Origin of the sequence: Pseudomonas sp. FP2335 (assembly GCF_030687535.1) — a bacterium.
GTDB lineage: Bacteria > Pseudomonadota > Gammaproteobacteria > Pseudomonadales > Pseudomonadaceae > Aquipseudomonas.
Genome location: NZ_CP117437.1, coordinates 3,107,515 through 3,126,626, shown reverse-complemented (window position 1 = coordinate 3,126,626; position 19,112 = coordinate 3,107,515). Strand labels below are relative to the sequence as shown.

Below are 19,112 nucleotides of genomic sequence, written 5' to 3'. Positions count from 1 at the left end.
CATGAGCAATGACCCAAGCAAAACGCTACCGGCAGTAGACGCCATGCGCGAAGACTGGGCTCTTGTTGACGCACTGATGGGCGGAACGAAGGCGATGCAGCTGGCGGGCAAGCTCTACTTGCCGAAGTGGCCAAAGGAAGATGACGACGCCTACAAGGAGCGCCTGTCGCTGTCCACGTTGCTCCCGGCGTTCAGCGAGACGGTCCAGAACATGAAGGGCAGGGTGTTCGCCGAGAACATTGTGCTTGGCGAGGATGTGCCTGACTCGATCAAGGCCTACGTGCAGAACTTCGACCGCCAGGGCAACAACCTGCAGGTCTGGGCTCAGCAGTTGTTCACGGTCGGGCTTTCCCATGGCCTTTGCCATGTGCTGGCTGATTACCCGAAAACGAAAGACGAGCAAGGCAACTCTGTTGTACGCACTGCTGCGGACGAAAAGGCCGCCGGCGTTCGCCCCTATGCGGTGATGATTAACCCTCAGCAGGTGATTGGCTGGCTCACCGAAGAAAAGGGCGGCGAATGCTCGTTGTCCCAATTCTGGTACGCCGAGGTGGTTGAGGAGCGTTCTGGCGAGTTCGGCGTGACCATCATTCCGCAGATCAGAGTGTTGATCCCTGGCGGCTGGCGGGTGTACCGCAAGACCGAAGACGACAAAGGGAAGAAGGAGTGGGCCAAGTTTGATGAGGGTACGAACACGCTCTCGGTCATTCCATTGGCTACGTACTACACCAAACGCACGGGCTTCATGACTGCGACGCCGCCGCTGCTGGAGTTGGCGCACCTCAACAAGAAGCACTGGCAGTCCCAAAGCGATCAGGACAACATCCTGCACGTCGCTCGGGTGCCGATGCTGATGATCTCCGGTATCGACGACGACGCTTTTGAACTCAAGGTCGGGACCAGTTCCGCTACCAAGCTGCCCACCGGCGGCGACATGAAGTGGGTGGAGCACACCGGCACCGCCATTGAGGCTGGCCGCAAGTCGCTGGAGGACCTTGAGGATCAGATGCGCATCGCGGGTGCCAAGCTGCTTCAGAAGGACAAGCAGTCCACGAAGACGGCGACCCAGGCTGAGGAAGAGGCGGCCCAGGAAATGAGCCCGCTGCAAACCATGGCCGGCCAGCTTGAGGACACGCTTGACCAGGTGCTTCAGTATTTCGCGCTCTGGAAGAGCGAGAAGGAAGGTGGCCACGTGAAGGTGAATGGCAACTTCGACGTGGACTTTGCGCCGGAAACGACTCTTCCACTGCTGCTCAACATGGCAACCCAAGGCCGGCTCTCCGACGAAACCCTGTTCAATGAGTACAAGCGCCGCGGCGTGGTCTCGGATGACATTGAGTGGGAGGTCGAGAAGCAGAAGATCGCCGACCAGGGGCCAGCGCTCGGAGCTCTCTAAATGGCAACGGTCAACGAGATCCTTCAGGACGAGCATATCGCTCACGCGGTATCGCTGGAGAAGTACAAGCTTGGCGTGGTGCGGCGCATCATTGCTCAGCTGAATCGGTCGGACGCCAGCCTGTCGGCTGCGTTGACTGAGGCACTGGAGAGCATGCCCGCCGAGTCCTTCACCGTGGAGCGTCTGGAACTGCTACTGGACGAGGTGAGGGCAGTAAACGCCCAAGCCTACGACCAGGTGTTCACTGCGCTCGAAGCTGACCTGCAGGAGCTTGCGGGCTACGAGGCCAACTGGCAGCAGACACTGTTTCAGCAGGCGCTGCCGGAGCCGGTGCTGGTGCGCTTTCCGCTGGTGAGCATCAGCTCTGAACAGGCCTATGCAGCGGCTATGTCCCGGCCGTTCCAGGGGCGCCTGTTGCGCGACTGGGGCAAGCAGGTGGGCGCCGAGCGCATGGTCAAGGTTCGCAACGCGATCCGATCCGGCTATCTGGAAGGCAGAACCACCGACCAGATCATTCGCAGCATTCGCGGCACCAGGGCGGCCGGCTATGCCGACGGCTTCCTTGAGCGGCCACGGAAGGACCTGGCAGCGGTCGTGCAGACTGCCGTTAGCCACACAGCGGCCACGGCACGCGAACAGTTCAACGTGGCAAACAGCGAGATCCTGAAGGCCGAAGACTGGCTCAGCACCTTGGACACGAAGACCTCCACCGATTGCATCATCCGGGACAAGCTTTCGTATGAGGTCGGCACGCACAAGCCGATAGGGCACAAGGTGCCGTGGCTGCAAGGCCCGGGGCGGATTCACTTCTGCTGTCGCAGCACTTCAACGCCGCGAACCAAATCATGGCGAGAGCTTGGCATTCCCATTGACGAGATGGCGCCAAGCCAACGGGCAAGCATGGATGGCCAGGTGCCAGGGGATACCACTTACGGGACTTGGCTTGAGCGACAGTCGGACGCCCGCAAGGCCCAAGTGCTTGGGCCGATGCGGTTCCAGCTCTACAAGGACGGCAAACGCCTTGAGGATTTCTACTCGCCAACCGGTGAGTGGCTGACCCTAGATGAGATCAAGGAGCATGACGCGCAGGCATTCGCTAAGATGGCTGCATGACCGACAAACCCAAGCTTCACCTCATTCAAGGCACGCCTGCCCCGGACACTCCCGCGGAGCAGGTGCGCAAGCGCGTTCGTGCGATGCCCAAGCCAGCAACGATGGTTCAATGCCATCGCTGTGGCGGGCGTGAGGTGATCGAAACGAAGATCGGTGTGCTGATGAAGAATGGCAAACCGACTGGCGGGACCAGGACGCTTCTTTGTGTAGGGTGCCTACTTCGCGGTGAGAGAGTTGTTATCTGCTGAGGTCATGTATACGACTCATCAGCTGCTCTACTGTTTGAACTTGCTTTGCTTGACTCAAACAGCCTTATACCCTCAAATGTTCGAGCCCAATCGATAGGCCATGCTCTAGGTGGATAACTCGATGGTGCAAGACCAGAAAACTAAAGTTCGTTTAGAGGGCATGAAAGTGTTAGAGAGCACTGGTAAATTCAAAGTTAAGTCCATTATTTTTGATAACGGCGAGTTTGCGATCGCTCGCGGTCATTGGGATGGTGGGATTCGTCTATCTACAGCTTGTAGATGGCATGAGAAAGACGGCATTGGCTATCCCCAAACGTTTGGAAAGCCTCAGTGGATGCTGCTTCCCGACCCAGGTGTTGAGATTGACGCTGAACAGGGCAATGACTCACCACTGGTTAAGCTTGCATTCGGTAAAATCGGCGAGCCATTTTACAGCCTGGAATTCATAGATTTGGCTTCCGGTGAAGGCGTTCATACTCTGACATCAAGAGCACCATTCGGGCCTGTTGCGGTAGGCGACTTTGTGAGTCTGCCTGGAGCGAAATTCCCTGATGAATTGACGTCAAAAAAAGGAAGGCTAGTAACTCGAATTCAGCACATCATCAATGAAGTAAATGGGATGGCATGGCACTCGACCAGAATAACTGTTGAGCCTCCAAACATTTAACTAAGCGCAATAAACGAGACCTCGGCAATGCCGGGGTTTTTTATTGGGCGCAATTCCGGATGGATAGCGCCGCACCGGGCCGGATGGCCCACCAAATGGGCGGATGCCCGGAGATGAACCGATGAAACTCAAACTCGACGAACAAGGCCATGTGGTTGTGCAGGATGGCAAGCCGGTCTACACGCATGACGATGGGAAGGACGTGGCGTTCGACGCGCCGTCGGCCGTATCCAAAATCACCGCGCTGAACGCCGAAGCCAAAGGGCACCGCGAAGCCAAAGAAACCGCCGAGGCTCGTGCCAAAGCATTCGAGGGCATCGAAGACCCTGAAAAAGCCCGCGCCGCACTGGCAACCGTCGCGAACCTCGACGCTGGACAGTTGGTCCAGGCCGGCAAGGTGGATGAGATCAAGCAAGCTGCCATCGCGGCCACTGAGGAGAAGTTCAAGGCCCAGGTGTCCACGCTCACAGAGCAGATCAAGACCGTTACCACGGAACGCGACACCACCACTGGCATTCTCTACCAGGAGAAGATCGGCGGCGCCTTCGGCCGCTCCAAGTTTGTCACCGACAAGATCGCCGTTCCGCCGGACATGCTGCAAAACACTTTCGGCAAGGCCTTCAAGGTCGAGGAAGGCAAGGTCGTGGCCTATGGCGACGATGGTAACAAGATCTACAGCCGCGCCCGCCCTGGTGAGCTGGCTGACTTCGATGAGGCGCTGGAAGCCCTGGTCGAACGCTACCCGTACCGCGACAACATCCTCAAGGGTTCCGGTGCCAGCGGCGGCGGGGCTACGAACAACGGCGGCAAGGGTGGCGACAAGAAGACCCTTCCGCGAGCCGCATTTGATGCGCTTGATCCTGCCGCCAAGGCTGATCACGCACGCAATGGCGGCTTGGTAACTGACTGACCAAAGCCGCCGGGGTTTGCCCGGCAAGTAATCAATGCCCGCCACTTAGCGGGCTTTTTTGTGGAGAAAGCCAAAATGGCGAACACCCTTAACGGCCTGGTGCCGGCTCTGTACGAAGCGCTCGATGTGATCTCCCGCGAGATGACTGGCTTCATCCCGGCGGTATCCCGTGACTCGTCCGTTGCCCGGGCGGCAATCGGCCAGGACGTGCTGGTGCCCATCACCAGCGAAGCGGCTGCGGCCGACAACACCCCAGGCGTGACCGCGCCGGACTCGGGCGACACCATCGTCGATAACGTCGCGGTGGCCATCACCAAGAGCAAGCACGTTCCGGTGCGCTGGAATGGTGAGCAGACCAAAGGCCTGCAGAACGCCGGCACGTTCTCGTCCATTCAGGCGGATCGCTTCTACCAGGCGATGCGCACCCTGGTGAACGAGGTGGAGAAGGATCTGTGGCTGGAGGCTTACCGCAACGCCTCCCGCGCCTACGGTACTGTTGGCACCACGCCATTTGGCACCGCGGCTGACCTGTCCGACTTCGCTGGCGTGCTGGGCATTCTGGAGCAGAACGGCGCCCCCACCAACGACCTGCAGTTGGTCCTGGGCCACTCGGCCATCGGCAACATGCGCGGCAAGCAATCCGGCCTGTTTAAGGTCAACGAGGCCGGCTCCAGCGACATGCTGCGCAACGGCATGACCGACCGCATCATGAACATGGCGATCCGCCATTCCCACCAGGTGGGCCGACACGTCAAAGGTACCGGCGCCGCGTACGTCACCAACGGCTCCACCGCTATCGGCGCGACCAACATTGCGCTGGCAACCGGTGCGGGTACGGTGCTGGCTGGCGACATCGCGACCTTCGCGGCTGATGGCGACAACAAGTACGTCGTCGGCACTGGCGTTGCGGCCCCGGGCACCATCACCCTGAATAAGCCCGGCTCGCAGATCGTCATCCCAACCGGCAACGCTCTGACGCTGGGCAACTCGTACACCGCGAACGTGGCATTTGCTCGCTCTGCCATCGTACTGGCCACCCGCGCCCCGGCAATGCCAGAGGGCGGCGACTCGGCGGACGACGTGATCACCATCACCGACCCGCTGACCGGTCTGTCCTTCGAGATCGCGGTCTACCGCCAGTTCCTGCAAACGGCCTACCACGTCCGTCTGGCCTGGGGCTGCCGCGCGATCAAGGATGAGCACATCAGCCTGCTGGTCGGCTAACTCAACCACAACGACAACCAGGGGCTTCGGCCCCCGCGTTGTTTCTGGAGAATGACAATGGCTGGACTGACGAAAGAGCAGAAGGCAGCAAAGGCGCTGCTGGCCAAGGCTATCGAACTCAGTGGTTTGAGCGCTGAAGCCTTCGAGGCCCTGAGCGAGCAGGAACGTGCCGACTGGAGCAAAAGCGCGCAGGACGCGATTGATCTGGCGGTGGCAGACGCCCAACGCCTCGCGGATGAAGCTGCAGCGGCGAAGCCGAAAGGTAAGCCAGCCGTGGAAGACGATGAACCGGATTACACCGGCCTGGTAAAGGTTGAGCAGGGCGGCGAAGAACTGCACGTTCACCCCTCCTGCCTGGAAGACCACAAGCGACTCGGCTGGAAAGAGGTCTGATATGGCTCTGGTGATCGAGAACGGCAAGGTGGTGCCAGGCGCCGATAGCTTCGCAACGGCCGCCGAACTGGTCATCTATGCCACGAACTTCGGCAAAACAATCCCCGTTGATGAGGTGGCGCAGGAGTCCCTGCTACGCCGCGCCGCCCTGCAAATGGATGCGATGCCATGGAAGGGCAAGGCTGTGAACCGTGATCAGGCGTTGGCCTGGCCCCGGGCCGAGGTCAAGCGTCAAGGCTGGGTGTTGCGTTTCGACGAGATCCCGCCGCAGATCAAGGCAGGCCAAATGGCCCTGGCCGCCGAGATCCATGCCGACGACCTGATCGCCCCCGAAACCAAAACGGGAGCGGTTATTTCCGAAACGGTTGGACCGATCAGCACCACGTTTGCTGTCGCCAGCAAGTCGTTGAGCAAGCCGGCGGCAACACGGCAGTCGTATGCTCAGTTCGCTGGGCTGCTGGAATCCTCAAGTCAGGTCAACCTGGTACGTAGCTGATGGCAGACATCTATGATCGGGCAAAAGCAAGTGCGGCAAGGATGCTCGCTCCGCGATCCAGAGGCGGCAAGGGGCTTGGGCTTTCGCTGATTCGGGTCATTACCGGCGAGTACGACCCAGAGGTCGGCGGGAGCCCAGTGCTCACGGAGCAATTCGACGGCTCAGGGCTTCGCCAGAACTATCGCCAACAAGACATCGACGGTTCGCTGATCAAGCAGGGCGACGTCAATATCCTGATTTCCCCGGTGTTGCTGGATGGCGCAGACACGCCCCCGCCGGTGACGCTGGACAAGATCGCGTTCGACGGCGACACCTACACGGTGCAGCACGTTGATCCATGGGATTACGCCGGCATCGCCGTCGGCTTCAGTGTGCAGGCCAGAAAATGAGCTTCAGTCTGGACATCAGGGAGTTCGCCGAAAAGACCAAGGGGAATATCGAGGAGATCGTTAAGAAGGTCTCGATTGACCTGCTGAGTTCTGTCGTCGATCGCTCCCCGGTGGGCAACCCTGAATTGTGGGCAGCGAACATAGAACACCGCGCAGCCAATACCCGTGCAGCAGATGACTATGACTTCAAGGTGGCAGCGCGCAATACCGTCATCAACCTCACCGACAGCAACTTCACCAAGTCCGGCAAGCTCAAGCGCAACGTGAAGTACGCCAAGCCCCTGACAAAGGCCGAGCGCGACCAGAACTTCAATGTGAATGGCTTGGTCGCCGGCAAGGGTTATGTCGGTGGGCGGTTCCGGGGTAACTGGCAGGTTTCGTTTGAGGTTGGCGCCACTGGCATGCTGGACCTTGTTGATCCAACGGGGTCCGCCGCCAAAGCCATTGGCAAAGGTGTTCTTGAGCATTACCAAATCGGCATCGGCAAAATCTGGATCATGAACAATCTCCCATACGGCCCGCGGCTTGAGTACGAAGGCTGGTCCAACCAGGCCCCGGCCGGAATGGTGCAGATCACCGTGACGGAGTTTCAGATGTACATCAACAAAGCTGTCTCGGAGCTTTCAAAATGAGCGACCGGATTATCCGAAGTCTGTTCGAAGCGCGCTTGAAGGCCTGGGCTGATGCGCGTGTACCCAAGCTGGTGATCGCATATGAGGGCTCGACCTTCACGCCGCCGACTGGCGGGGCTACCTACCTGAGGGCGTACCTGATGCCCGGCAATAGTGATAGCGAGGACCTGGCCGGCAAACACGTCTCCTATCGGGGCGTATTTCAGGTCAGCGTGGTCACAGCGGCCGGTTCGGGCACTGGCACCGCCGGCGCGATTGCCGAAGAGGTCGCTCAGTTGTACCCGAACAACCTGCCGCTGACGAAAGCTGACTTCACGGTTTACGTCCGCTCTCCCATGGCCACGGCCGCACCCATCCAAGGCGAGACTACGAGTACCTTGCCTCTGTCGTTTCAGTATCGAGCTGACACGTTCTAATCCGCCCGTTGGGCAACCCCCGAAACCCGCCTCTGTGCGGGTTTTGTCATTTCTGGAAAGAGGAAACACCCATGGCCGGCATCCAAATGCCCAACGGCGCCACCCTTGAGATTGCATCGACCTACGGCGTTGAAATCCCGTTCACTGCGCTGACCAATGCCAATCCGGCAATCGCAACTGCTGCAGCCCATGGCCTGGCCGAGGGCGATGTAATCGCCGTCAATTCCGGTTGGACTCGCCTCGACGGTCGCGGTGTCCGTGTGGGGGTAATTGCCAGCGGCACGTTCGCCCTGGCAGGCGTGAACACCACCAACACTCAGCAGTATCCAGCGGGCTCCGGTATCGGCTTTGTCCGCGAGGTGACTGCCTTCACCGAGATCTCGCAGGTCACCGAAATGAACTCGGCCGGTGGTGATCAGCAGTTCCTGACCTTTGGCTTCGTGGCCGACGACAACGACCGCCAGATGCCGACCACCAAGAACCCAATCACGCTGACTTACACCGTCGCTGACGATCCGTCCAAGCCCTATGTGGCTGTCTGCGAGGCAGCGGACGACGACAAGCAGCCTCGCTTGCTCCGCCTGAACCTCCCGGGTGGTAGCAGCATTATCTACAACGGTTACGTGTCGATCACCGCGACGCCGACCATGTCGCGTAACAACCTGATGACCCGTGTTATCAGCGTTGCCCTGACTGGCCTACCAACTCGCTACGCGGCCACGGTGTAACCCATGGCCAAGTTCAAGCTGATCCAAAAGCCCACCTTCAAGGCGACGGTGTTGATCCAGCGCGCCGGCTACAACGCGGAAAAGGTGGAGTTCGAGTTCAAGTACTTGGACCGAACCGCACTTGCTGAGCTCTACACCGGTTGGAACGAGCGCCACGACGAGCTGAGCAAGCAGGTCGGTGACATGGACCTCAAGGCGTTCACGGCCGCTCAGATCGCCTTGCAAGCCGACCAGTTGTTGGACGTGGTCGTCGGTTGGGACATCGAGGAAAAGTTCACGCCTGAAAACGTGCGCATCCTCGTCAACTCGATCAACTCGGCGCCCAAGGCGGTGCTGAACGCGTACGCCGAAGCCTTCAGCGAAGCCCGGCTGGGAAACTCCTAAGCGCCTCCCGCGCGCTGTATGAGCCCGGGCCGTCAGATGCAGACCTGATGGCCTTCGGTTTGTCGCGGCAGGACATACCCGACAAGGAAGTCGGCATCTGGCCCGACAACTGGGACGCCTTCAAGGTCTTCGAGGCCATGAGCACCCAGTGGCGCACAGGCGCGTGCGGCGCAACAGGCATGGACTACAGCGTTCTTTCCGGCGTGATTCGGATGTGCGGCGTGCCGATCAGCCAGCGACAAACCCTTTTCAGCGACTTCCGGCGGATGGAGGCTGAAGCCCTGCAGGTGATGGCGGAACAGAGAGAAACCAAATGAGCACGAACTTCGCCACCCTGGGCATTGCGGTTGAGTCGTCGCAGGCCGAAAAGGCTGCTGACGATCTGGATAAGCTGGTCGATTCGGCGGAAGGTGCCCAGAAGGCCATCGATGACCTCGGCAAAACCGGCGAAGGCTTGGCCAACACCGGCAAGAAGGTTTCCCAGGCCGAAGCGGATGTCGCTCAAAGCATCGACAAATCCACCGTCGCCAGGGATCGGCAGGCCGGGGCGAGCCGCAAGGCGGCCGACAGCGCAGTAGCGGAAATCAGCGTTATCAGCCAGCTCGACAAGGCGATGACGGGCAACATCGACAGCATTGAATCGCTGGTGCAGGCCGAGGGTTTGCTGGAGCGCGCTCGCAAAGGCGGCCTGGTCACGATCGAGGAACAAGCGAAGTACCAGGACCAACTGGGCAAGGCCTACGACAAGATCGAGAAGGCCGAAGCGAAGGAGCTGGCCCAGAAACAGAAACTGATCGAGGCGGAAAATCGTCAGATTGAGGCGCTGAAACGCACGGTCAATGGGATTGATCCGGTCACCGCCAAGCTGGCGAAGCTGGAAGCTCAGGAGAAAGCGCTCAACGACCTGCATAAGACCGGCCAGATTGACGCCGAGCGTTACAACGAGGCGCTGGCGAAGATCGGAAAGGATCGCGCTGGGCTGACTGAAGCCGCAGGCGCGTTCGACAAGCTCAAACTGGGCACCCGCCAGGCGCAAGAAAACGTGATGCAGCTCGTCAACGCCATCCAGGCGGGCGATCTGGGCAGCGGGGCGCGGGCCATTGCACAACTGGGGGCCGGCGCCGGCGAGTCGGCGAAGAGCCTTGCCGGGATGCTGATTCCGGCCGGCCTGCTGGTCGCTGTGATTGGCTCGCTCGGCTACGCCTACTTCGACGCGATGAAGCAGGCGCGCGAGTTCAACGCTGCAATCAATGGCGGCACGAACGGCGCCGGGCAGACCATTGCCAGCCTGAAGGACATGGCTGACGGTGCCGGTCGCGTTACCGGGAACTTGACCGGTGCGCGGGAGGCGGTTGTGTCGCTTGCGTCTGGCGCAGCCACCAGCGGAACGCAGATGCGCAATCTGGCTGAAGCTGCTGCGGCGGTCAGCGAGGTCACGGGGCAGGGCGCGGGCGAGTTGGCCAAGTCCTTTGCCAACGCAGGCGATACTGCGACGGAGGCCGCCGGAAAGATCAGCAGCCAGTATGGATTGCTCACTCTTGAGCAGTACCAGGTGATCAAGGGGCTGGATGATCAGGGCGAAAGCCAACGCGCTTTGGATGTTCTCAGCGAGGATCTGAACCAGGCTGCGCTGACGCGCTTGAAGTCCTACCGCGAATCGCTATCTGACGTCGAACGCGACTGGGACAACATCAAGACAGCCATCAAGGGCGCATATGCCGAGGTTCGGTCGGAGATATTTCCCGACCTGGCCAAGCAGATCGAGATCACTCAGCGCGTGCTGGATACGCGGAAGGGTGGTGGTGTAGCCGGCGCAATCTCCAATGGGCTCAGCTCACTCAACACCGCACTTGGCCTGGGCACCGGCGAACACGACGACTCGACTGAAGCGTTGGAAAAGAAGCTGGCGGGGCTTAAGTTACGTCTCGCCGCAAGCACCGCCCAGACGGCTGCAACTGGCGAGGCTACTGACGCCAATCAGAAGGCCATTGAGGCGCAGAAGGCGCTCGACGCGCAGCTCGACAACATCAACCCACTGAACAAGCGCAAGGCCGCGCAGGACAAGCTCAACCTTCAGTTCAAAACGTTGTACGAAAACGCTGAGAAAACGGGGCAGAAATCACCATTGCTTGATGGTGTCAGCTTCGATGGTGCCAAGTTCTCCGGCGGCGCTTACGACACCCTGTCGAAGGGCCTCCAAGACAAGAACAAAGACCCGAAGGCCGCCGGCAGTCAGGTCGATCTGACCGGCTTTAACGACGCCAAGAACAACCTGGCGGCCATCGCTGCCTACTACAAAAACTACCAGAAGGAACTGGAAGCGGCGCAGAAGGCGGGATTGATCTCCGAGGCCGACTACCTGGTGCGGCGCCAGGCCCTAATCGGCAACGAACGTGACCAGGTAACGGCCGCGTACGAGTCCGAGATTGCCGCGTTGGAGGCCGCCAAGGGCAAGAAGACCACCTCGGCCACGCAAAGCATCCAGTTGGACCAGAAGATCGCCGACGCACGTGCAGGGATGGTCAAGGCGCAGAAGGATGCCGACAGCCAGCTTGAAGTGTTGGCGACCAACGAGACCGGGCGACTCGCCAAGCAGGAGCGGGCGATCAGTTCGTACGTGCAGGCGCTGGGGCAGCAACAGCGGGCTCTGGAGTTGGCCGGGCAACGTGCCGTCCTGGGCGTTGGCCAGGGCGATCGCCAGAACGCGCTCAACGGGCAGTTGAACAGCCAGCAGGACCGGTTTGCTCAGCAGTCGCTGGAGTTGGCCAACCAGAAGTCGGATCCATCGCGCAACATGTCGGAGGAGGAGTTCAAGCGTAAGTCGCAGGCCCTCGCAGACGCGAACAAGGCCGCCACCGACCAGATCCGGCAGAACTATGCGGATGTGGAGAATGCCCAGGGCGATTGGACCAACGGTGCGACGGCAGCCTGGGCGAACTACCTGGATTCGGCGCAGGACGTGGCCGGCCAGACCAAGTCGTTGTTCGGCAACGCCTTCAGTTCCATGGAGGACGCGGTCGTCAACTTCGCCATGACCGGGAAGCTGTCGTTTGCTGACTTCACTAAGTCGATCCTGGCGGACATGGCACGCATTGCCACGCGCCAGGCCAGTTCGGCATTGCTGGGCAGCCTGGTCGGCGCAGCGGCGAGCTATTTGGGCGGCAGCGCTGCCGGCGGCGGCAATGGCATGGCGGCCGGGTCTGCCGGTGCTACGTCGTCGAACCTCGGAGCATCTCAAGCCGGTTACACCGGGATGTACGCTCAAGCTATGGGCGGTGCCTGGTCGGGCGGCGTGCAGATGTTCGCCGACGGCGGTGCCTTCACCAACTCTGTCGTGAGCAAGCCCACGGCGTTCGGTATGGCCAACGGCAAGACCGGCATCATGGGTGAGGCGGGCGAAGAGGCAATCATGCCGCTCACGCGAACCTCCAGCGGCAAGCTTGGCGTTATGGCCATGGGCGGTGGCGGGGCCGGTGGCACACAGATCAATGTCGAGGTGCACATCGATGGCGACGGTAACGCGTCGTCCTCTTCTGACGACCCTGGCTACGACCTGTTCGGCAAAGAGCTGGCGACGTTCGTCGAGCAGAAGTACCAGGAGCTGCGGACCAAGGACATGCGCCAGGGCGGCGTCATCAACAAAGCAATCAAGGGGCGCTGATGGCCATCGAACGATTCATCTGGGAGACGGAGAAGGGCGCGGAAGGGGATGTTGCCCAGCGCGTCCGCACCAAACAGTTCGGCGACGGGTACGAGCAGTCGGTCGAGGATGGCCTCAACAGCCAGTCACAGTCCTGGCCGCTCGTCTTCACTGGCGCCAAGCCTCGGGTGATGTTGATCAAGGCGTTCCTTGATCGGCACAAGGGGGCAAAGGCGTTCCTCTGGACGCCGCCCCTCGGGGAACTTGGCCTCTATAAGTGCAACGGATACAAACCCGTGCACCGCGGCGGCCAGGTCTACGCCATCAACGCCACTTTTCAGCAAACCTTTCACCCCTGAGATAACCGCCCATGGCACTGATCACGGACATCCAGAAACTGGAGCCCGGCGGCGAGATTCGCCTGTTTGAAATCGACGGGACCGAATACGGCGCCGACTATCTGCGCTTCCACGGGCACGCGATTCCGCACACGCCGGAAGAGCTGCTGGCCTACGAACACTCGGAAGAGGATCTGCCCGCCAAGTCCATCTGGTGGCAGGGCGAGGAATACGCGGCTTGGCCGGTGCAGATCGAGGGCATTTCCTCCAGCAGCGACGGCACCGCCTCACGCCCGACGTTCGCCGCTGGCAACGTCAACGGACGAGTCACGGCGCTGTGCCTGGCGTTCGAGGACATGCTCAAGTTTAAGCTGACGGTTCGCGAGACCCTGGTCCAGTACCTTGATGCGGCGAACTTTCCGGAGGGGAACCCAACGGCTGATCCGACCCAGGAGGCACTGGAAATTTGGTTCATCGACCAGAAGACCAGTGAGGACGGTGAGGCAGTGGTTTGGGAGCTGTCTTCCCCGGGCGAGATCGACAACCACGGGCTGCCAGGGCGGCAGATGACGACGTTTTGCCACTGGGCCATGACCAATGGCTACCGGGGACCGGATTGCGGTTACACCGGTGCGGCGATGTTCGATGACGAGGACAACGCCACGGATGATCCTTCGAAGGACCAGTGCAAGGGCTGCCTATCTTCCTGCAAGTTGCGGTTTGGCGAGAACAACGAACTGTCCTTCGGTGGGTTCCCCGCCGTTTCACTCATTGCCCGGAGCTGACCATGCGCAAGCACATTGTCGAGGCCATCCAGACGCACGCGGCGGCGGATTATCCGCGCGAGTGCTGCGGCCTGTTGTTGGCCGTCGGCCGAGCGCAGAAGTACTTCCCGTGCCGAAACATCGCCACGGAACCGAATGAAGAGTTTCGGCTTGATCCAGAGGACTACGCTGTGGCGGAAGACCTGGGCGAGGTGATCGGGATTGTTCATTCGCACCCGGACGCGACCAGCAGGCCGTCGCCGCACGACCTGGCTATGTGCGAGGCCACGGCTTTGCCCTGGCATATCCTGTCGTGGCCCGAAGGCGACCTGCGCACGATCACACCAACTGGCAGCACGCCGCTGCTCAAGCGCCCGTTTGTGCATGGCGCCTGGGACTGCTGGCAGGTTTGCGCTGACTGGTATCAGCGGGAGTGGGGGCTGGAGTTTGAAGCCTTCCAGCGCACTGATGGCTGGTGGGAGAGGGCGGAGAACGCCAGCTTGTACGAACAGCATTACGAGGCCGCCGGCTTTGTGCGGGTTGACCAGCCGCAGCGCGGCGACCTTGTCGTCATGCACGTCGGCCGGACGGTTCACCCGAATCATGCTGGGATTTATCTGGGCACTGATCCGGCGCTACCTGGCGAAGAGTCGGGCACGTTCGGCCCAGGGCCTTTTCTACTGCACCACCTTTACGGCAGGCCGTCCGAGATCATCGTCTACGGTGGGCCCTGGCACGACCGAACTCGCCTGATCCTCAGGCACAAAGATGCTCAAGCCAGTTTGCCCATGGAGTAAATGGAGAAGCCGCTCTCTGTAAGGTGAGTTACATGCACTGAGCCGCCGATGTAGACGCGATTTTTGGTCTTTCCGTCTTCCTGCAGCGATTGCGCACGCATTATCTCGGGTGCACACGCTGGGAACGAGCTCCAGTCTATCCCCGCTTTATCCATAAGCTCTGGCTTTAGTCCAAGGCCATAATCTAAAGCCTCGGATTTAAAGTCCGACCCGGAACGGTAAGCGAATCCATGGATTTTTCCAGAGTCGTCGGAAATCCCGAAGTGATAGATCGATGCAGATTGGTCCTTGAGGGCGGGGGCATATCGATTCAATTCGCTCCAGAGGGCCTGAAGCTCTTGGGGCGCATGAGTATCGACCGCGTCTACATCGAGGGCAAAACCTTGGTTATTCACAAGGCCGACCCAGCGGCTGAAAAGCAGGGCGGAGCCTGTCGCTGCAATGACCATGCGCATGTGGGGGATGGCGATAGCTTTACTCGCGTAGCCTGGGGGCGTATCGACGGAATAATGTAAAAGCGTATCCGTGGCCACAATCGCTTCGTTTTCATCCGTGTAGAACAGTAGGGACGACATGGGGCCTCCTGGCCAGCATTTGAGCGGGCAGAGGCTACTACCGCCCCCCAATCACGCGTTACTGGTATTCCATCCATGCTGGATGCCCGGACAGGTTCGCGTTACAGTCGCCACTTTCAGGATGAGAAATGATCATGCGGATTTACGGCACGTCGAACAATATCTGCCAGTCTTCATCTGGATCAAAAGAACCAGGCTTACAGTCGTCGTCGCACCACGAACCAAAGAAATCCTCTACGTGACCTTCAGACATCATATGGAGAATATTTGTTGGTCTTGGGTGTTTTCTAGCTAAATACCCGAGCCGATAGCAGTCCTCTTTATCGTGGAAATGTATGCTTTCCATTTCTACATCAGTGACTTTTGAAACTATTTCTTCTTGCAATTTGAAAGATTCTGTTACGTTTTTCTCTATCGATGCTTCAAGTAGTTCTGACTGCAGTTGGGCGATTTCGAGAAAAAAACGAGAATATTCGTATATGTCGAAGTCTGGTTTCGGAAAATTATCACCGCTGGATGGAGCTCTGTATGAGATCAACTCTCTAAATGCCTTGAGATGAAGAACTGCCCCCTTTACACTTACCGATAACTCTCGATTGAAATTCGCGATTTCGTCGCACGCAACATTAATTGTTTTTGAGTGAGTCATAAACAGGATCTCACCATCATTCCACATCACGTTTGGGCTACTGAATGCGATTGCACGAAGAGAGTGCATGACGGTATAGTAACTAAGATAAGACGTTACTGCGCGTAGGTTTTTTTCTTCAGCATATCTTAAGCTTTGAGCCATCACTGAAGCAGCCAACACCATTTTGGCCGAATAGTAAGCTCGTACCGTCCATTCAGAGTTTAGGTCGGCATTCCAGTTTTTAGTAAGCGAAGCAAATTGCTGCATTAATTTGTTTGCACGACTAGAAGTTTTTTTTTCTTCGCAAAACTTTGGTAGAGTTTGAAACTGGTACCACCAATCTCGGTCTGCGTATCGCATGCGAGTGCCTAGCTGTTTTCTGACCTGAATGTGAGTCATCCGCTGAACCTCAAAGATATATAAGGAGTCGTTACGCTACTAATTATCTGACACTATTTCCAGTGGCTGCATTTTGGCCAGATGCTGTCCTTGGAATAGCTCAGCCCCGCGCTGGGCTTTTTGCATCTGGCGGGTACGATTGGAGTGGCTGCTAGATTGCAAGCATTGGAGCGCATATCAAAACATGATCTAAAGTGGCGCTATCGTATTCGTCAGGTCCGGTGGACATAAAGATCTCCACTGACTCTCCTAGCCCTGCGAGAGTTTTTCTACTTTCTACAGAAATTTTCTCTCCCTGTGGGAGGAGCTTGACCAAGGCCTTATGGATAGCATCGATTGGCCATAAAGCTAAAACGCTGACTACGGCAACTCGCACGCGTATATACGCATCTGGGTGATCTGCTGGGCACTCCAGCGCGCTGTTCAGTTTCTTAGTCAGGTCATTCTGGCTAGGCGCCATATCAGGTCCTTATGATGTGGTGATGGATATTTCGAATATAGATGATGCGCGAAAAAAGCCCGGCTGGTTGGGCTAGTCTTCGACTGCTGCAAGCAGCTGCTGATCGAACATCTCGCTCAGCATTTTCTCATGCTTGGCCTGCGTGACGGAGTAGAACATTTTCCGGCCCAGGAGGATCCTCTTCATGCTCCGGGCGGACAAGAGGTGCTTGGCCTCGACTGAGATCTCTTCGGTCTCACCATCCCTGGTGTCAGACACCTCTAGGTGGTACTGCTCAATCGAGCCATCGTCTCGCTTGGTGTGACCTAGGCATTTGAAGGTGAGGGGTTGTGCCGGAGCGGCGGACTCCACCTGGCGGCGAGTTGTCATGCTTCCTCCGCGTCAGCCAAAAGCTGCGTTAAAAAGGAGAATTCAACGCAACAGACCTGGTCGATCTGCTCGCGCACATGCTGATGCGTGTCACTGTCATGCGTGGCGATCGTGAGGTAGTAGTTCTGACCTTCATGCTTGGCGAACACGATCCATTCACCGCTCAGGGCTTGTCGCTCCGCAAGCCTTTGCCAGTTACCACTAACGATATCCGCAGCCAGGGCCGGTACGTGATGCGGCTCAACAAAACGCTCTTCTTCTGCATTCTCGGCGTCTTGGATCATTTGCTTAAATAGCGGTATATCGAACCAGTTGAGCCCCTTCTGAATATTTTGTGCCATCGAGGCAAGCCCATCCTGCATGTAGTGCTTGTGCCACAAGCCTTTAAGGGGCGGGTGTTTATTTTGAATGGGCTTTTTAAACCGGCCGGGCTCACCCCGTTCGAGGAGTTCGATTTCGTGAATGATCTTGGCGGGGTTTTGGGTACCGGACAGAGCACCTCCTAGGAGGTTTGCGACGAGCAGAGCGCTGTAGCGCCCAGGCGCCGCTAGCTTGAGTCCGATGAGTTCAATAAATTTATGTATCTCTGCTTCGGAGATGTGCTGCTGTTCGATTGAGGGCATTTCGCATCCTTGCGCATGTATGACACCCGCTTACCGGGCCTAAGGTTTACCCGTAAGCAGACTCTAGGGTACTAAGCTCACCCATTGCCCAAACCCTATGGGCTTCGGACGAGTGCCCGTTGGTTTCGTCGAAGCCAAGCGCGGCAGCAGAGTGCCAGCGGACACCGATTGCTTTCTCTTTAGCGTAACTGTTGAGGCGCTCGTCATTGTCGAGGTCCTCGACCAAGCCGCGAATGGCAGAAAATAGCGATGCACGCTCAAAGATTGTTTTTGCGTTCTTGAGTTCGTCCACAAGCGCTCGGAGAGCTTCGATGCGGGCTTTGATATGGCTCATCGATCGCTCCAGTAAATGATAGTCACTTGGACGCGCGCGTCTTTAGTTTTATCGCCATCAAGTATTTTGATGGGGTGACTCGGGGGAGTGACGTTCACGGAGACGAGGTTTTCCTCTGTCACACCAAACTCTCCCGCGCGCTCATTGAACTCGCTGAGAATCTCTTGAACGCTAAGTCCGACGGTTTCTATAGACCTTAATTTCCGCATACAAATTTCCTTATCGATGGTGGATTCAGGCGGGAGGGAATGCTAGCGCTTTCGCTGGACACACTTGTCGAGAAGTGGGCCCGCGCCGCCATGCTTGGCTATGAAGTAGCCATGGGAATGCCCTTGGCGCCCCATGCCGGTTGTCATGGCCTCGACGGCCTCAAGTTTTTTGTTGTAGGTGCCCGGCCCTTCGTAGATCCGCCGAACATCCATGAGGAAATTCAAGTAGTCGTTGAAAGCCAGGTCAAGCTGCCCGATGTCAGACCCGGTATGGATGCTGTCGATGTTTCCATTCTGATCAAGAACGACAAACGTCCCGGCTGGGAAGTACAGGTCGCACTTCAGCTTTTCGATTCGTCGAAACTCTTTGTCGCCGTATTTGCAGAGGGTGCCTACCAGGCCGAGGTTCGCTAGGGTGTTGGCGGCAAAAGCTCTGGGGACGAAACATACTGTGACCGAAGAAAACGCGCTGTTGTTGTCGGGTTCTGGTATCGGCTCTTTGGGTGACATTGACGTTCCTTGTCGGACCAATCACTTCTTCGGGTAGCGCTTGCGGGGCTCTGGCCCCGTATTAGGTTTGGGTTTTGCGTTATCGGGCGGCAACGTTTTGAGCTCTGCGGGGCGATACTCATTAATCAGTTCTAGCAAACTCGCCATAAAGGAGTTTTCCTTTTCGGCTGCCGGACCGCCTGCAAATTTCACTGCGTCAGCCCCAGGCTCATATTTCCCAAGATTAAAGGCGTCTCCATCGATCTTAAATCGAGGGGAATCCTCAGCATCTTGCTGCTGAACCTCAAGACTTTGCTCCAGGCGCGCGATCAGCTCCGCGTTCACTGAGCGGCGATTCTTGTCAGCGGAAGCCTTCAACTGCTCATAAAGAGAGTAGGGGAGGCGGAATTGAGATCTATAAATTTCTTCCATGTCACTATCTTGTCACTGTGAAATATCGGCTGTATAGTGACTGCGTGTCACTAAGG

General features: G+C 58.3%; 25 protein-coding genes. 19 read left to right on the top strand and 6 right to left on the bottom strand.

Annotated elements, in window-relative coordinates:
* The first annotated feature begins 1 nt into the window (after position 1).
* From PSH81_RS13885 to PSH81_RS13800, 18 genes are all read left to right on the top strand, one after another.
* Complete coding sequence (locus tag PSH81_RS13885; RefSeq protein WP_305390802.1) at positions 2-1,396, top strand: DUF4055 domain-containing protein; 1,395 nt, start codon at positions 2-4, stop codon at positions 1,394-1,396.
* Positions 1,397-2,509 (top strand): hypothetical protein, encoded by a 1,113-nt coding sequence (locus PSH81_RS13880; RefSeq protein ID WP_305390800.1) that lies wholly within the window; start codon positions 1,397-1,399, stop codon positions 2,507-2,509. It abuts the gene before it with no gap.
* Entirely contained in the window at positions 2,506-2,757 is a 252-nt protein-coding gene (locus PSH81_RS13875) for a hypothetical protein (protein WP_305390798.1), read from the top strand. The genes PSH81_RS13880 and PSH81_RS13875 overlap by 4 nt, the downstream gene beginning before the upstream one ends.
* Positions 2,758-2,878: 121 nt before the next feature.
* Positions 2,879-3,424, top strand: a complete 546-nt coding sequence (locus PSH81_RS13870) for a hypothetical protein (RefSeq protein ID WP_305390797.1) — start codon at positions 2,879-2,881, stop codon at positions 3,422-3,424.
* A 121-nt stretch (positions 3,425-3,545) separates the two neighbouring features.
* Complete coding sequence (locus PSH81_RS13865) at positions 3,546-4,334, top strand: DUF6651 domain-containing protein (protein ID WP_250925577.1); 789 nt, start codon at positions 3,546-3,548, stop codon at positions 4,332-4,334.
* A gap of 75 nt (positions 4,335-4,409) precedes the next feature.
* Entirely contained in the window at positions 4,410-5,558 is a 1,149-nt protein-coding gene (locus PSH81_RS13860; RefSeq protein WP_305390794.1) for a P22 phage major capsid protein family protein, read from the top strand.
* Between the two features lie 57 nt (positions 5,559-5,615).
* Positions 5,616-5,951: a hypothetical protein gene (locus PSH81_RS13855; protein WP_305390793.1), complete on the top strand. Its 336-nt coding sequence runs from the start codon at positions 5,616-5,618 to the stop codon at positions 5,949-5,951.
* 1 nt (position 5,952) lies between these two features.
* Positions 5,953-6,447 (top strand): DnaT-like ssDNA-binding protein, encoded by a 495-nt coding sequence (locus PSH81_RS13850; RefSeq protein WP_305390791.1) that lies wholly within the window; start codon positions 5,953-5,955, stop codon positions 6,445-6,447.
* Positions 6,447-6,836 (top strand): hypothetical protein, encoded by a 390-nt coding sequence (locus tag PSH81_RS13845; protein WP_305390790.1) that lies wholly within the window; start codon positions 6,447-6,449, stop codon positions 6,834-6,836. The genes PSH81_RS13850 and PSH81_RS13845 overlap by 1 nt, the downstream gene beginning before the upstream one ends.
* Positions 6,833-7,468: a hypothetical protein gene (locus tag PSH81_RS13840; RefSeq protein ID WP_305390789.1), complete on the top strand. Its 636-nt coding sequence runs from the start codon at positions 6,833-6,835 to the stop codon at positions 7,466-7,468. Before PSH81_RS13845 ends, PSH81_RS13840 begins: the two co-directional genes overlap by 4 nt.
* On the top strand, positions 7,465-7,884 hold the full coding sequence (locus tag PSH81_RS13835; RefSeq protein WP_305390788.1) for a phage tail terminator-like protein: 420 nt from the start codon (positions 7,465-7,467) through the stop codon (positions 7,882-7,884). The genes PSH81_RS13840 and PSH81_RS13835 overlap by 4 nt, the downstream gene beginning before the upstream one ends.
* A 71-nt stretch (positions 7,885-7,955) precedes the next feature.
* Positions 7,956-8,612 (top strand): phage tail protein, encoded by a 657-nt coding sequence (locus PSH81_RS13830; protein ID WP_305390786.1) that lies wholly within the window; start codon positions 7,956-7,958, stop codon positions 8,610-8,612.
* 3 nt (positions 8,613-8,615) lie between these two features.
* The gene (locus PSH81_RS13825; protein WP_305390785.1) at positions 8,616-8,996 is read left to right on the top strand and encodes a phage tail assembly chaperone; all 381 of its coding nucleotides are present in this window, start codon (positions 8,616-8,618) and stop codon (positions 8,994-8,996) included.
* A gap of 47 nt (positions 8,997-9,043) precedes the next feature.
* The gene (locus tag PSH81_RS13820; RefSeq protein ID WP_124524550.1) at positions 9,044-9,313 is read left to right on the top strand and encodes a DUF1799 domain-containing protein; all 270 of its coding nucleotides are present in this window, start codon (positions 9,044-9,046) and stop codon (positions 9,311-9,313) included.
* Entirely contained in the window at positions 9,310-12,657 is a 3,348-nt protein-coding gene (locus PSH81_RS13815) for a phage tail tape measure protein (RefSeq protein ID WP_305390782.1), read from the top strand. Before PSH81_RS13820 ends, PSH81_RS13815 begins: the two co-directional genes overlap by 4 nt.
* Positions 12,657-12,995 carry a phage tail protein gene (locus PSH81_RS13810; RefSeq protein WP_305390781.1) on the top strand — a complete coding sequence of 113 codons (339 nt, stop codon included), beginning with the start codon at positions 12,657-12,659 and terminating at the stop codon, positions 12,993-12,995. Before PSH81_RS13815 ends, PSH81_RS13810 begins: the two co-directional genes overlap by 1 nt.
* Before the next feature lie 11 nt (positions 12,996-13,006).
* Positions 13,007-13,759, top strand: coding sequence for a phage minor tail protein L (locus PSH81_RS13805; RefSeq protein ID WP_305390780.1), 753 nt, complete (start codon positions 13,007-13,009; stop codon positions 13,757-13,759).
* A gap of 2 nt (positions 13,760-13,761) precedes the next feature.
* A complete protein-coding gene (locus PSH81_RS13800) occupies positions 13,762-14,535 on the top strand; it encodes a C40 family peptidase (RefSeq protein WP_305390779.1) in 774 nt (257 codons plus the stop codon).
* Here PSH81_RS13800 and PSH81_RS13795 read toward each other — a convergent pair.
* From PSH81_RS13795 to PSH81_RS13775, 5 genes are all read right to left on the bottom strand, one after another.
* Positions 14,511-15,110 carry a hypothetical protein gene (locus PSH81_RS13795; RefSeq protein WP_305390778.1) on the bottom strand — a complete coding sequence of 200 codons (600 nt, stop codon included), beginning with the start codon at positions 15,108-15,110 and terminating at the stop codon, positions 14,511-14,513. The genes PSH81_RS13800 and PSH81_RS13795 overlap by 25 nt on opposite strands.
* Before the next feature lie 142 nt (positions 15,111-15,252).
* Entirely contained in the window at positions 15,253-16,140 is an 888-nt protein-coding gene (locus PSH81_RS13790) for a hypothetical protein (protein ID WP_305390777.1), read from the bottom strand.
* Between the two features lie 532 nt (positions 16,141-16,672).
* Complete coding sequence (locus tag PSH81_RS13785; protein ID WP_305390775.1) at positions 16,673-16,969, bottom strand: hypothetical protein; 297 nt, start codon at positions 16,967-16,969, stop codon at positions 16,673-16,675.
* Positions 16,966-17,592, bottom strand: coding sequence for a hypothetical protein (locus PSH81_RS13780; RefSeq protein WP_305390774.1), 627 nt, complete (start codon positions 17,590-17,592; stop codon positions 16,966-16,968). The genes PSH81_RS13785 and PSH81_RS13780 overlap by 4 nt, the downstream gene beginning before the upstream one ends.
* 46 nt (positions 17,593-17,638) lie before the next feature.
* Positions 17,639-17,926, bottom strand: coding sequence for a hypothetical protein (locus tag PSH81_RS13775; protein WP_305390772.1), 288 nt, complete (start codon positions 17,924-17,926; stop codon positions 17,639-17,641).
* 248 nt (positions 17,927-18,174) lie between these two features.
* Here PSH81_RS13775 and PSH81_RS13770 point away from each other — a divergent pair, with 248 nt between their 5' ends.
* Complete coding sequence (locus PSH81_RS13770) at positions 18,175-18,549, top strand: hypothetical protein (protein WP_305390771.1); 375 nt, start codon at positions 18,175-18,177, stop codon at positions 18,547-18,549.
* 117 nt (positions 18,550-18,666) lie between these two features.
* Here the strand turns inward: PSH81_RS13770 and PSH81_RS13765 are convergent, their stop codons facing one another.
* Positions 18,667-19,056 (bottom strand): Arc family DNA-binding protein, encoded by a 390-nt coding sequence (locus PSH81_RS13765; RefSeq protein WP_305390770.1) that lies wholly within the window; start codon positions 19,054-19,056, stop codon positions 18,667-18,669.
* Between the last annotated feature and the right edge of the window lie 56 nt (positions 19,057-19,112).